Origin of the sequence: Rhodoferax sp. (assembly GCF_025354435.1) — a bacterium.
GTDB lineage: Bacteria > Pseudomonadota > Gammaproteobacteria > Burkholderiales > Burkholderiaceae_C > Rhodoferax_B.
In genome coordinates this window covers 22,766-35,991 of record NZ_JANXMU010000050.1, presented here as the reverse complement: position 1 = coordinate 35,991, position 13,226 = coordinate 22,766, and the positions used below count along the sequence as shown (strand labels likewise).

At 59.2% G+C, this 13,226-nt stretch carries 13 protein-coding genes; 4 read left to right on the top strand and 9 right to left on the bottom strand.

The features are described from left to right. Window positions 1-50: 50 nt before the first annotated feature. The 3 genes from Q0T48_RS13395 to Q0T48_RS13385 all read right to left on the bottom strand — a co-directional run bounded on the left by Q0T48_RS13395 (window position 51) and on the right by Q0T48_RS13385 (window position 3,166). On the bottom strand, window positions 51-1,610 hold the full coding sequence (locus Q0T48_RS13395) for an FAD-binding protein (RefSeq protein WP_295957116.1): 1,560 nt from the start codon (window positions 1,608-1,610) through the stop codon (window positions 51-53). Between the two features lie 139 nt (window positions 1,611-1,749). Continuing rightward, a complete protein-coding gene (pepA, locus tag Q0T48_RS13390) occupies window positions 1,750-2,565 on the bottom strand; it encodes a flocculation-associated PEP-CTERM protein PepA (RefSeq protein WP_295957115.1) in 816 nt (271 codons plus the stop codon). 328 nt (window positions 2,566-2,893) lie between these two features. After that, window positions 2,894-3,166 carry a hypothetical protein gene (locus tag Q0T48_RS13385; protein ID WP_295957114.1) on the bottom strand — a complete coding sequence of 91 codons (273 nt, stop codon included), beginning with the start codon at window positions 3,164-3,166 and terminating at the stop codon, window positions 2,894-2,896. Between the two features lie 110 nt (window positions 3,167-3,276). On the opposite strand from Q0T48_RS13385, the gene Q0T48_RS13380 reads away from it, so the two are divergent. After that, window positions 3,277-3,654, top strand: a complete 378-nt coding sequence (locus tag Q0T48_RS13380) for a hypothetical protein (RefSeq protein WP_295957113.1) — start codon at window positions 3,277-3,279, stop codon at window positions 3,652-3,654. A gap of 115 nt (window positions 3,655-3,769) precedes the next feature. Here the strand turns inward: Q0T48_RS13380 and Q0T48_RS13375 are convergent, their stop codons facing one another. Both Q0T48_RS13375 and Q0T48_RS13370 read right to left on the bottom strand, forming a co-directional pair. Then, window positions 3,770-4,291, bottom strand: coding sequence for a hypothetical protein (locus tag Q0T48_RS13375; protein WP_295957112.1), 522 nt, complete (start codon window positions 4,289-4,291; stop codon window positions 3,770-3,772). A gap of 11 nt (window positions 4,292-4,302) precedes the next feature. Continuing rightward, window positions 4,303-5,421 (bottom strand): cupin domain-containing protein, encoded by a 1,119-nt coding sequence (locus Q0T48_RS13370; RefSeq protein ID WP_295957111.1) that lies wholly within the window; start codon window positions 5,419-5,421, stop codon window positions 4,303-4,305. A 54-nt stretch (window positions 5,422-5,475) separates the two neighbouring features. On the opposite strand from Q0T48_RS13370, the gene Q0T48_RS13365 reads away from it, so the two are divergent. Further along, window positions 5,476-6,000 (top strand): peptidylprolyl isomerase, encoded by a 525-nt coding sequence (locus Q0T48_RS13365; RefSeq protein ID WP_295957110.1) that lies wholly within the window; start codon window positions 5,476-5,478, stop codon window positions 5,998-6,000. 52 nt (window positions 6,001-6,052) lie between these two features. Here Q0T48_RS13365 and Q0T48_RS13360 read toward each other — a convergent pair whose 3' ends face one another. Then, entirely contained in the window at window positions 6,053-7,351 is a 1,299-nt protein-coding gene (locus Q0T48_RS13360) for a GNAT family N-acetyltransferase (protein ID WP_295957109.1), read from the bottom strand. 133 nt (window positions 7,352-7,484) lie between these two features. Between Q0T48_RS13360 and Q0T48_RS13355 the strand changes: the two genes are divergently transcribed. Together Q0T48_RS13355 and Q0T48_RS13350 are read left to right on the top strand one after the other, a co-directional pair. Further along, window positions 7,485-8,684: an MFS transporter gene (locus tag Q0T48_RS13355; protein ID WP_295957108.1), complete on the top strand. Its 1,200-nt coding sequence runs from the start codon at window positions 7,485-7,487 to the stop codon at window positions 8,682-8,684. 1 nt (window position 8,685) lies between these two features. Further along, entirely contained in the window at window positions 8,686-9,780 is a 1,095-nt protein-coding gene (locus Q0T48_RS13350; protein WP_295957107.1) for an NAD(P)/FAD-dependent oxidoreductase, read from the top strand. Between the two features lie 58 nt (window positions 9,781-9,838). Here Q0T48_RS13350 and Q0T48_RS13345 read toward each other — a convergent pair whose 3' ends face one another. From Q0T48_RS13345 to kdgD, 3 genes are read right to left on the bottom strand one after another with little or no spacing between them, the layout of a single operon-like run. Beyond that, window positions 9,839-10,759: a sugar kinase gene (locus Q0T48_RS13345; protein WP_295957106.1), complete on the bottom strand. Its 921-nt coding sequence runs from the start codon at window positions 10,757-10,759 to the stop codon at window positions 9,839-9,841. 16 nt (window positions 10,760-10,775) lie between these two features. Continuing rightward, window positions 10,776-12,215 (bottom strand): aldehyde dehydrogenase family protein, encoded by a 1,440-nt coding sequence (locus Q0T48_RS13340; protein ID WP_295957105.1) that lies wholly within the window; start codon window positions 12,213-12,215, stop codon window positions 10,776-10,778. Window positions 12,216-12,225: 10 nt separating this feature from the next. Continuing rightward, window positions 12,226-13,137: a 5-dehydro-4-deoxyglucarate dehydratase gene (gene kdgD / locus Q0T48_RS13335; RefSeq protein ID WP_295957104.1), complete on the bottom strand. Its 912-nt coding sequence runs from the start codon at window positions 13,135-13,137 to the stop codon at window positions 12,226-12,228. Window positions 13,138-13,226 lie beyond the last annotated feature (89 nt).

The following is a 13,226-nucleotide window of genomic DNA, read 5'->3' as shown; positions in this document are numbered from 1 at the left end:
CAAAACATTAATCATTAAATTTTTACTTAGAACACGATTTATATATAATATTAATTAATATTATATCGTCCTGGCGAAATAATATTATCAGGATCAAAAGTATTTTTAAGAGAATAAACTGATTGCCAATACATCGGATCTCGAGAAACAATATTAGCCATCACATCTGCACGCGCTCTATAAATTTCCAAACCTTGCGCATGAATATAATTCAATAACGCATCGGCACACCGATGTGCATTATCAACCTGAACTACATGACTACGGTCAAATAATATATTAATGATAGCCACAAATGAAGTGGCGGTTTCAATATTAACCGTCATATATAAAACATGACCATATTTTTCTGCCAACTGCTTCATACCCTCAATTAAACTTACCACGATTTTCCCATCAGGTGGTAATGCTGGACTAATAAACATTAAACCACAATTAGATTGGTCAAGTTGTATAGCCTTAAGATCTGTACGATCATATTTCCATAGCAAATTGTCAATAGCTACATCTGTGGGAACACCTAGCGCAAGAGCATGCAAAGGTCTAATTGCCGAAATAGCTGCAGCGTTAGCACGGGCAAACGATAAAAACCGCAAATTATGCATCACGGTGTACCCGAAGTCTAATAAACCGTCCGTAATCACGCTAACTCGAGCGATACGCTTCATGCGTTGCTTGATCTCTTTGATTGCTGCTGCTACCTGTCCCGCATTTCCTGTAATTGCTCCAAGGCTCGTCCATTCGTTGGGCGCAACGACATGGAGTGCCTTTTCAGCTTCGATTAAAGCATCAGCGCTATTGAAATTACAGAACTCTTTAAGATAACTTGTCATGCCAAACATCATGGAGGCTTGGCTACGCGCTTTATTAGCAATATGGGTAACCGATGTCATCAAACCTTCTCGTTTAAGATGGCCTAATTCATCAATAAATAAACCAAGATTCGAGCTATCGCGCAATGCCAGCGACACTGCAACTTCTTTTGGACGACGCGGCATCAGTCTAAAACAAGCGCTCGTCACAATTCCAAAATTACCTTGAAAAAAGAGCCCATCAAGCATAGGGCCTAATCCAAATGGATGGCTATGAGCCAAAGGTGAGTCTTCACCTAATCGTCGAAATCCAGTTTTTATAATTTGCCCCGACCCACATACCACTTCCAAACCAAATAAATCGTCTTTACGCGGCCCAAAATAACCTACACCTCGATCCAATGCATTCCCAATTAAACTTGTGCCACGTGCCGATCCAGTGACATTAAAAGTAAGCTCCGGGCAATGCGATTGCAAAAAATCGTATAACTGTCCTTGGGTAACACCGGCTTCCACCACGGCAATAGGATTTGAAATCGATATTTTTTCCGCATTAAGGATTCGATTCATCCCGCTTAGATCCACCAGAGAACAACCGGGGGTTGCAGGCGATGCGGATCCATAACCCCAATTCAAGCCACAAGATATTGGGTAAAGCGGACTTTTATTCCGGCGTGACTGCAGAACGAGTTGTTGAACTTCACTGGTAGATGTTGGCTTGTGAATTGCCAATACTGGATTACTGCGGCCGGTAATATTAGTACCTATCTCGCTATTTAGAGATGTTTGCAAGTTCACGTCGAATTCTCCAAACTAATTTACGACACGCAGAAGTATTTTCTTTTGTAAGTTTACGGCAGCAGTCGTTAAAAATTTGAAAATTCCATAAAAAAAGGGGCCGAAGCCCCTTTTTTGGTTTGATACCCTACGGTTCAAATTACTTCACGCTACGACGACGACGCGATGCAGCCAAAGCTACCAAGCCTAAGCCCAAGAGGGCAACGCTGGTTGGCTCAGGGACACGGTTGAAGTCAACACCACCCGAAGCGTTGTTGATAGCAGCCAAACCGGTAGCAGTGTTCACAGCAAAACCATTGCTGGTGTTAGTGAAGCTGCTGAATGCCAAGTCATAAAAAGGAACTGGGGCAATGAAGAAAGACGAACCAGCTGCTGTCAACGCAAAACTCATCGTGGAATTCAACGAAGTTCCCAGCAAGTCATTCAGCGATGAAACACCCACCAACGATGAGCCAGATCCAAGCAGTACCGTGTCTGCAGAGTGCACAACAGTACCGCTAGATGCATTAGTGTTATCGGCTGCAGTGAACACGCTGTTGTTCGCTACACCGTTGCTTGTTTCACCATACAAATTGAAAGACAACGCAGTCACTGTATAAGTGCTGTTAGGTGCAGCATAGGTACCGGAGGCCAGCGCCAAGGTGTAGCTGAACTCAGCCCACATGGAATAACCAAAATTATTGCTCAAAGCCAAACCAGAATCACCGGCCAAGACACCTTGGAAGGATGTTAACTGGGTGTAACCAGTACCTGTTTGGTGAATGCCATCAGGATTCAACGCAACCAGAGTGGACGCGGAACCATTGATGAAATTGGAAGTGAAGTCAGGCGTAGCGTAGCCGAACAACGAGGTGTTGACGGTAAAGCTAGGTGTAGGCGCTGCCAAGGCTGGCATAGCAAACCCAGCAACAGCTACGGCTGCGGAAAGAACGGCGGCTTTAAATGCGTATTTCATATGAACTCCTAAATTGAAGAAAGGGGACTTGATAGAGTACTAGAAGCAATGTGTGTGCCATTTTCCAAAGATGTTTAAAATCAATAACTTAGGATGACAATGAGGACTTTCATCACCATAAGTGTAAAAAATTCCGACTCTTAGACGTACTCCAACTCCATTCCATGCAAAGAAGATCGAGCCCACAGTAGAGGATGACGTACACATGCTTCGTGTTCACCATCGGCTCACCACAGCCATGCGCAACCTAGTGAAATGCTGACTTCGTATTGCGTCACAACCGCCGCAGTAACGGCATGCGCACAAGGTTTACGCCTTAGACCAAAACTCAGAGTTCTTTCGCCTGCACATCGGTCACGTCAGCCAAGTCACGACCCGTATTGGTATGGCCCTTGGGCTGCTTGGCAGCAGGCTGCCAGCGACTGGCCGCTTGGGAGGCCCTGCTCCAGCCCGCACTTGGGTTTACACGCATGACCCAAGGGGTCATAGGCTGACCCGTGAGCTTGGCCCATAGCGCACGCAGCCCCCACACGATGGCCAGCGCCACCACGACCAAGAGCAGGCTGGCAGCAAACACCAAGCCCATCGCCAAGACAAGCACGCGAACCAGAAACCTAACCATACTCGTTACAAAATCTGCCACACATTTCTCCATCGTCTTAGGGCACATGCCCTTAGGTTAATGTTTGTAGTTTGTGGGTAAAACCTGGAATGCAAGCAGTGACCCTGGGCGCTTGGCGAACGCCCATAAAAAAAGCCACCTTACGGTGGCTTTTCAAGAATTCTGAAAAGAATTACTTTGCAGCGGAAGCAGCGTCTTTGGCAGCATCCACAGCGGTAGCAGCAGCGCTGGTAGCAGCAGCGGCAGCGTCGGTTGCAGCAGAAGCGGCAGCTTCAGCAGCTGCTGCAGCAGGAGCGGCAGCAGGTGCTTCAACAACAGGTGCTGGTGCAGGAGCTGGTTCTTCTTTTTTGCCGCAAGCAGCCAAAACAACAGCAGCCATCAAAGCCGCGAGTACAAGCGATTTGTTCATTAGAAAATTCCTTAAAGAGATAGGGAGTAGAAACAATTTCCGGAAATCGTCAGCATAACTTTACGTGTATGTGACCGAGAGAAAGCACTCGAGCTCTTTCAACTCAGCCCTCGATTATAAGCTTCTTCTTCTGCAATGCTCAAAAACCCTTACTCGTAAATACAACAAGAAAACTACAGGCCCAGCGTAGACGACGGAAACGCCGGGCTGCTTTTGCGCAGCCACTCGCTCTGCGCCTGCTGCAGCAAAACCCTCCGCTGGGCGTCATCGCCGCAAATGCCGCTGCTGTGTTCCAGATCAAGGCGGCGCATCGTCCATACAGGGCTATACAAAGCACTGGGGATATCTTGCACGTCTTGCGAATGGGCGCTGCGGCAGGCGCGGCAGTCGATCAGGTGCGACCAGGTGGTACGCCAGGCCACAAAACGAGCGTGGCGACGCACCACCTGGTCGTATGAGCCAGCCAACATGGTGAACTGCCGCCCCGGCCGCGCCCAGGCGTGTAAAGATGTGCAAACGTCCCGCTCACCCAGCGGCCAGTCCTCAAAAGTTGGGTCGCTGACGATGATCTCGCGCCAGCCCTCATGCGCCGCACAGGCCAGGGCATCGCGCAGCATCTGCTGAAATGCGACCCGCCCCAGAAAGCGGCCTGTGGGGCGTTGGGACACATCGGGGGTGGGCAGCAAGTCGTCCATGGCAAAACCTTTCAGTGGGAATGCACCCAGCCATTGGCGCACCACGACAGCACCAGAGCGCGGGCATCGGCGCTGGCGCGGGCCAGTTCTTTGGCCCCCAGTGTGCGCGCATCGGCCAGGCGGCGCATCAGCGTGGCATCGCGCCCGGCGGCACGGAAGCTTTCGCCGTTGATGAAGATGTGCTGCGCGTCATAGAACATGCGGCTGCGCGGGTCCAGGGTGACGGCACCCAGCGGCTCGGACGGCTCGTGGGCCTCAAACCAGACCTGCGCCTTGGGCTCGGTGAGCACCTCGCCCAGTGCGCATTGCAAGGCCACGGGGTCGTCCAGCAGTTCTTGCAGCGCGGTTTGCGCAAAGTCCAGCAACGCCGCCGGGATGGCGCCTGGTGTATCCGTGGCGGGCTGGTCTGCATCGCTGTACAAGGCTTCGCCAACCGCATCCTCCGCCTCTTCGGCCATGCGTTGCATGAGTTCACGGACCAGCTCGGCGCGCTTCGGGGCACGAAAACCCACCGAGTAGGTCATGCACTCGCCCACCGCAACACCGTCGTGGGCGTAGCGCGGCGGCAAATACAGCATGTCGCCGGGTTCCAGCACGAACTCTTGCTCGGGCACAAAGTTGGCCAAAATCTTCAGCGGCGCGCCGTCCACCAGGCTCAGGTCCTTTTGCCGCCCGATGCGCCAGCGGCGCTGGCCGTGGGCCTGCAGCAGGAACACGTCGTAGCTGTCAAAGTGCGGGCCGACGCCGCCGCCATCGGTGGCAAAGCTCACCATCACGTCGTCCAGCCGCGCGTCGGGCACAAAGCGGAACTGCTGCAGCAGGTCGTGCACGGTGGCGGCGTGGATGTCCACGCCCTGGACCAGCAAAGTCCAGCCGGGAGTTTTCAACGGCGGCAAGGCGCGGCGTGGCAAGGGGCCGTTTTTCATTTTCCAGCCGGCATCGGTCTGGGTAATCAATCGCGACTCAACTTCGTCCTGCTCGGCCAGCGCAAACAGCGCGCTGCGGTCCAGCAGAGCCTGGAAGCCGGGAATGGCCTGGCGGATCAGCAAAGGCTTTTTTTGCCAGTAGTCGCGCATGAATTGCTGCGGGCTGAGTCCGCCCAGCAGCGGCAAAATTTGGGTGGTGTCCACATAGTTCCTTGGGTGTGTCATGAAGGCTGTTGCCTAAACTGCGACAATTCTCCTATGGAAATTACCCAACAATGTGTGGTCGCTCTGACCTGGACGCTCAAGGACACTCTGGGCGTGGAACTGGACGTACTCGACGAGCCAGTCGAACTTTTAGTGGGCGGCGGCGATCTGCTCAAGAAAGTGGAAGATGAATTGCAAGGCCACGAGGTCGGCGATGTGCTGGAACTGCACTTGGAGCCGGAGGAAGCCTTTGGCGACTTCAACGACCAGTTGATCTTCCTGGAAGCGCGCGGCCTGTTCCCCGATGTGCTCGAAGAAGGCATGAGCTTTGACGGCAGCACCCTGCCCGAAGGCATCAGCCCCGAAGTGCCCCGCCACGGCCTGTACATCGTCTCCGAAATCTACCCCGAGCACGTGGTGCTGGACGGCAACCACCCGCTGGCCGGCATGGCGCTGCGCCTGAAGCTGGGCGTGGCCGGTGTGCGCGAAGCCACCGAAGAAGAAATTGGCCGGGGCACCACCGGCACCAGCTTCTTCAACGTCTCGTCCAGCGCCCCGGACGGCGACTATCTTCATTGAATTTTAAGAAAAACAGGCCTCTAGCGCATATTCTACCTGCGCAGGCCGCTATTTAAAGAATAGCGTGCGCGTGCGTGGTGCCGGATTCAAGCACCCGCACGCAACGCTGCCATACGGCATCGGGGCTTTCAATTTTGAAGCCAAAAAACCCGTCTTTGGCCCGCACCACCATCGCCCGCACGGTGGATTTTTCACCCTCTCCCAGATGCACCCATACGCCAGCCCACAGTTGCTGGGGCAGCGCGCTGGCGCAGTGGGCCTGGAAACCGCCGCTGGAGATTTCAATGACATCCAGCGTGTGGATTTCGGTGTCTTCGGCGCGCTCTAGCCGCAGCTCGGCCGGGCATTTGAGCGAAAAGCGCGGGTGCGCCCGCAGCGGATGGACCGCACCGGCTTCGGCGGTGGGTGCCATGCCGGGCAGCACGGGCAGGTATTCCGGCAGGTTGTAGATGGTGTGCAACAAGGCTTTTTTGCGCGCATCCAGGCGCTCGAAGCCAGGGGTTTTCTGGTTGAAAAAGTAATCCAGCAGCTCCGGTGTCATCACCGGGTCGTTGGTGGTGAAGTAGCGGCGGCGCGGTAGCTGGATGTTGGGCAACTCCAGTTCCATAAAGTAGCTGTGCAAGTTTTTGCGCTGCCTTTTGGGGCCATAGACATGCTTGAACAGCTGCGGCGCGGCGTACAGGTCCAGGCTCGCCCCCACGGCTGGCGCGCCGTTGGCAAAGTCGTAGCGCTCTACCGGAGTGGCGCGCAGGCGCTCGAAGAACAACAGCGACTCGTACATCTCGATGCGGTTTGGGTTCACCGCAATCACGATATGCCGGGTGTCGAAATAGGTAGCGCAGTAGGTGAACATGAACTTCATCAGCGGGAACAAGATCGCCCCGCCGGTTTTGCGAAAGTCCGGGTGCACCGCCAGGGCCGACACCTCGGCGATGTTTCCGCCCACCTCGCGCACCTGGTGCAGATCAAAAATCGCCTGCAGCGGAAAGCCAAACACGCTCTCGCGGATCAAGGAAATGGTGCCGACCACCTGCCCGTCGATCTTGGCGCACAGGGTGGTGGTGGTGGGCAGCGCGTGGTAGAGCGTGACGCGCATGCCGCTGGGGTCGGGCTGCATGAAACCCGCGTTCACATAGGCATCGTGCAGCAGGCCAAAACAGGCCTCCAGTTCTTCGCGGGTCTCGGCAATCTTCAGCACCAAATTGGCGGCGGGCGCGGGGTCGCAATCGACAAACGAGCGGTACACCGCAAACCGCAGGGGCCGCGGCGCCGGGGCAAACAGCTTGCGAACGCCCTGGTGCAGGAACTTTCGCGCCGACGCGCTGACTGAATGGGGAGCCGCTTTTGCCATGCCTGTGTCTCCGTGGGAGGGATGCCCCGGCACCATCGTACCCAGCACCCGCCCGCGCCGCTACCGGGTGCGCCCTTATGATGTTTGGGCGGCCGTGCACGGCCCTCTTTCAACCTCCAGAAAAGACCCCCTTTTGAACTCCCTTTTTGAGCAACGCGCCTTCATGCGCCTGTGGATTGCGCGCGTCTTTGGCACGCTGGGCAGCCAGATTTTGATGCTGGCCGTGGGCTGGCAAATGTACGACCTGACCGCCAGCGCCTGGGACCTGGGCCTGGTGGGGCTGCTGCAGTTCCTGCCCGCCCTGCTGCTATCGCTGGTGGCCGGGCATGTGGCCGACCGGGTGCACCGGGGCCGGATTGTGGCCACCTGTGTGGCCTTGCAGGCGCTGGTGGCGGTGACCCTGCTGTGGGTCACGCACGCGCAATGGGTGAGCCGCGAATGGCTGCTGCTGGTGTCGCTGGTGCTAGGGGCTGCCCGGGCCTTCCAGATGCCTGCACAGCAAGCCCTCACGCCGCTGCTGGTGCCCCCTGCCCTGCTGCCACGCGCCATGGCCATGAGTGCCGCAGGCATGCAGGCCGCCACCATCGGCGGCCCGGCGCTGGGCGGAGCCATCTTTCTGGCCGGGGCCAGCGCGGTGTACGCCACCGGCGTGCTGCTGTTCGGCGTGAGCGTGGTGCTGCTGTCGGGCCTGCGCTACGACCACGTGCCGCCGCCGCGCGAACCCATGACGGTGCGCAGCGTGCTGGCCGGAGTGCATTTCATCTGGGAGAAAAAACCCATTCTGGGTGCCGTGTCGCTGGACCTGTTTGCCGTGCTGCTGGGCGGGGCCACAGCCTTGCTGCCGATGTTTGCCAAAGACATCCTGCACACGGGGCCCTGGGGCCTGGGCTTGCTGCGCGCCTCCCCGGCTGTCGGGGCGCTGCTGATTTCCATCGTGCTGACGCGCTGGCCGCTGCAGCGCAAAGTGGGCCGCACCCTGCTGCTGTCGGTAGCACTGTACGGCGTGTGCATGGTGGTGTTTGGCGCGTCCACCAGCCTGCTGCTGTCGCTGGCAGCGCTGGGGATTTCCGGCGGTGCCGACATGGTCAGCGTGGTGGTGCGGCAAAGCCTAGTGCAACTGGAAACGCCGAATGAAATGCGTGGCCGGGTCAGCGCCGTCAACTCGGTGTTCATCGGCGCATCCAACCAGCTAGGTGAGTTTGAGTCGGGCGCCACCGCCGCGATGTTGGGGCCGGTGGGCTCGGTGGTGCTGGGCGGCATCGGCACGCTGATCGTGGCGGTGCTGTGGCTCAGGCTGTTCCCCAGTCTGGCCCAACGCGACAAGCTGGGCTGAGATGGAGCAGGTCGATGCCGTGGTGATCGGCGCTGGAGTCGTTGGCTTGGCTGTCGCCCGAGCGCTGGCCTTGCAGGGCCGCGAGGTGCTGGTACTGGAAGCCGCCCATGCCATCGGCACCGGCAACAGTGCGCGCAACAGCGAAGTCATCCACGCGGGCATTTACTACCCGCCCGGCTCGCTCAAAGCGCGGTTGTGCGTGCGCGGCAAACAGATGCTGTACGCCTACTGCGCCGAACGTGGCATTGGCCACCAGCGCTGCGGCAAGCTGATCGTCGCCACCGATGCCGGGCAGCTGGCCCAACTTGAACACATCCGTGCCCAGGCCGCTGCCAACGGCGTGGACGACCTGGTCGTGCTGGACCGCGCTAGCGCCCGCGCGCTGGAGCCGCAGCTGGAATGCAGCGGCGCGCTGCTGTCGCCCAGCACCGGCATCGTCGACAGCCACGCGCTGATGCAGGCGCTGCTGGGCGACCTGGAGCACGCCGGTGGAATTTTGGCATTAAATAGCCCTTTAGCGCATATGAAATCTACGCATATCGCTATTATTTTGAAAGCAAGCGATGGCACCCGGCTACGGGCCCGCAGCGTCGTCAACGCCGCCGGGCTGCAGGCCCCGGCCCTGGCCCGCCGCTGCGCTGGGCTGGATGCGCGCTGTGTTCCCACGCCCTACTTCGCCAAGGGCAGCTACTTCACTCTGAGTGGGCGGGCACCCTTCCAGCATCTCATCTACCCGGCCCCACAATCCGCCGGGCTGGGCGTGCACCTGACACTGGACCTGGGCGGCCAGGCCAAGTTCGGCCCCGACGTGCAGTGGGTGGACAGCCCCGACGACCTGGCGGTGGACCCGGCGCGCGGCGAAGCCTTCTACGCCGAAGTACGCAAGTACTGGCCCGGCCTGCCCGATGGTGCGCTGCAGCCAGGCTACGCAGGCATCCGCCCCAAAATCCACGCCCCAGGCGAAGCAGCCCAAGACTTCCTCATCCAGGGCCCGGCCGTACACGGCGTGCCGGGGTTAGTGAATCTGTTTGGGATCGAGTCGCCGGGCTTGACGGGTTGTTTGGCGCTGGGAGACCGGGTGGCGGGGATGCTTTAAAAATTTAAAGAAAACCGGCCTCTAGCGCAAGTAATACCTACACTATTAGCTCTATTTTCTATAGCACCAGATCCACCATCGCCGCCAACGGAATCAAGGCTCCGCGGTACTGGATGACGCGGGCGGCCAGGTGGTTGCCTTGGGTGGCGGCGGCGACCGTGCTGCCGCCTTGCAAACGCACGGCCAGGTAGCCTGCGGCGAAGGAGTCTCCGGCCGCGGTGGTATCCACCACTTTTTCGACCCGCTCGGTGGCGATCTCTTGCACGCCGCTGGCGGTGCACACCAGGGTGGCATCGCGGCCCCGCTTGATGACCACCTCGGGGCATGGCAGGGCCGATGCGGCTTCCACGGCGGCTTCCAGCGTGGCCAGGCCGCGCAGCGCCTGTTCGTCGTCGGCCGTGACCAGGGCGATACTGGCCAGGCTGTAGGCGCGGTCAAAACAGTCCAGCGCCTCGGTACGGCTGGGCCACAGACGGGGGCGGTAGTTGTTGTCAAAAATCACGGCGGCACCGCGTGCGCGCAGGCGGGCCATCACAGCGAACAGGCGCTCGCGGCCCGCAGCTGGCAGGATGGCGAGGCTGATGCCGCTGCAGTACAGCGCGTCGATCTGGTCGGCTGCCTGCTCCAGCGGGGTCTCGGGCATATCGAAATACGCCTTGGCCGCGCTGTGGTCGCGCCAGTAGCTAAAGCTGCGCTCGCCCTGGGCATCCACCTCGATCAAATACAAACCCGGCATGCGGCCCGGCAGGCGCTGCACCAGCGACACGTCCAGGCCCTCGGCCTGCCAGCGCGCCAGCAGGCCGCTGCTCAGGCTGTCGTCGCCCAGAGCCGTGGCGTAGCCAACCTGCAGGTCGGCCGAACACCGCGCCAGGTAGACGGCGGTGTTGAGCGTATCGCCGCCAAAGCCTTGTTGCATGGAACCGAAGGCCTCGCCCTGCAGCTCCAGCATGCATTCGCCAAACAGGACGACACGCGGCATGCCGGTCAGGCTCCGGTCATGCGCCGATGTACGCGGTCTTCACGGTGGTGAAGAATTCTTGCGCATAGCGGCCCTGCTCGCGCGAGCCATAGCTGCTGCCCTTGCGGCCACCGAACGGCACGTGGTAGTCCACACCCGCAGTGGGCAGATTCACCATCACCATGCCGGCCTGGCTGTGCCGCTTGAAGTGGGTCGCGTACTTGAGGCTGGTGGTGGCAATGCCCGCCGACAGGCCGAACGGCGTGTTGTTCGACTCGGCCAGAGCGGCTTCGTAGTCTTTCACGCGGATGACGCTGGCCACCGGGCCGAACACTTCTTCGCGGTTGATGCGCATGGCCGAGGTGGTGTCCAGCAGCAAAGCCGGGGCCATGTAGAAGCCCTCGGTGGTGCGCTCCAGGCGGGCACCGCCTGCCACCAGCTGGGCGCCTTCGGCCTGGCCGATGGCTACGTAGTCCAGATCCTGCTGCAGCTGTGACAACGACGACACCGGGCCGATGTCGATACCGGCCGCCAGCGCGTCGCCAATCTTCAACGTAGCCATGCGGGCCTGCACGGCTTCCACGAACTTGCCGTAGATACCGTCGGTGACGATCAAACGGCTGGATGCGGTGCAGCGCTGGCCGGTGCTGAAGAAGGCGCTTTGCACACTGAGCTCGACGGCCTGGGCCAGGTCGGCATCGTCCAGGATGATTTGCGGGTTCTTGCCGCCCATTTCCAGCTGCACCTTCTTCAGGTTCACTGCGCACTGCTGGGCGATACGGCCACCCACGCCTTGCGAGCCGGTGAAGCTGATGCCGTTAATGCCGGGGTGGTTGACCAGCGGATCGCCGATGACCGAGCCGCGGCCCATCACCAGGTTGAACACGCCTGCGGGGATGCCGCTACGGCTGATGATTTCGGCCAGCGCCCAGGCGCAGCCGGGCACCAGATCGGCGGGCTTCAAGACCACGCAGTTGCCGTAGGCCAGGGCCGGGGCAATCTTCCACGCGGGGATGGCGATGGGGAAGTTCCAGGGGGTGATCAAACCCACCACACCCAACGGTTCGCGGGTGATTTCCACCGCCACGCCAGAGCGCACCGAGGGCACGATCTCACCCGTCAAACGCAGGCATTCACCGGCGAAAAACTTGAAGATGTTGCCTGCGCGGGTAGCTTCACCAATGCCTTCGGGCTTGGTTTTGCCTTCTTCGCGGGCCAGCAGGGTGCCCAGCTCTTCGCGGCGGGCCAGGATTTCGGTGCCGATCTTGTCCAGCGCGTCGGCGCGGGCCTGCACGTTGCCGGTGGACCAGGCGGGGAAAGCAGCTTGGGCGGCTTGCACGGCCGCGTCGAGCTGGACCGCGTCGCCTTGGGTGTACTCGCCGATCACGTCGCCCAGGTTGGATGGGTTGATGTTGGGGGTGTAGCTGGCACCAGCGACCCATTGGCCGTTGATGAAGTTGTCGTGTTTTTGGGTCATGGTGGTCTGCTTATTGTGGGCCGAGTTTGGCGATCAGCGCGGCGAGTTCTTCCATCTCGGCGGGCTTCAGATCGGTCAGGGGGGCGCGCACCGGGCCGCCGTCGTGGCCGACGATGGTGGCACCGGCCTTGATGATGCTCACGCCGTAGCCTTCCACGCGGTTGCGGATGGTCAGGTAAGGCATGAAGAATTCCTTCAACAGCTTGTGCTGCGTGGGCAGGTCATCGGCGGCGACGGCATGGTAGAAGTCCATGGCGGTTTTGGGGATGAAGTTGAACACCGCCGACGAGTACACCGGCGTGCCCAGCGCCTTGTAGGCGGCGGCATACACCTCGGCCGTGGGCAAGCCGCCCAGGTAGGCAAAGCGGTCGCCCATCTTCATGAAGATGGAAGACATGGTTTCGATATTGCCCACGCCGTCCTTGAAGCCGATCAGGTTGGGGCAGCGCTCGGCCAGGATGGCCAGCGAATTCGGGGTGAGCTTGGTGCGGTCGCGGTTGTAGACGATGACGCCAAACTTCACGCTGTTGCAGACCTGGGCCACGTGCTCAATCAGGCCTTCCTGGCCAGCTTCGGTCAGGTAGTGCGGCAGCAGCAGCACGCCGTGGGCACCCAGGCGTTCGGCTTCTTGCGCATGGGCGATGGCCATGCGGGTAGGGCCACCAGCACCGGCAATGATGGGCACCACGCCACGGCAGGTGTCCACCGCGGTCTTGACGACCTGGCTGTACTCGGCACCCACCAGCGAGAAGTATTCGCCCGTGCCACCGGCGGCAAACAGCGCCGATGCGCCGTAGGGGGCCAGCCATTCCAGGCGCTTGATGTAGGTGCTGGGACGGAAGTCGCCGTTGGCATCAAAGTCGGTGATGGGGAAGGACAGCAGGCCGGAGCCCATGATGGTTTTGAGTTCTTGGGGATGCATGGTGGTGGTCTCTTTGGTGAACGTGAAAGATGGTTTACTATGATTTTAATAGCTACTAGTGCAATGGATATATACGCTAGAGGCTGTTT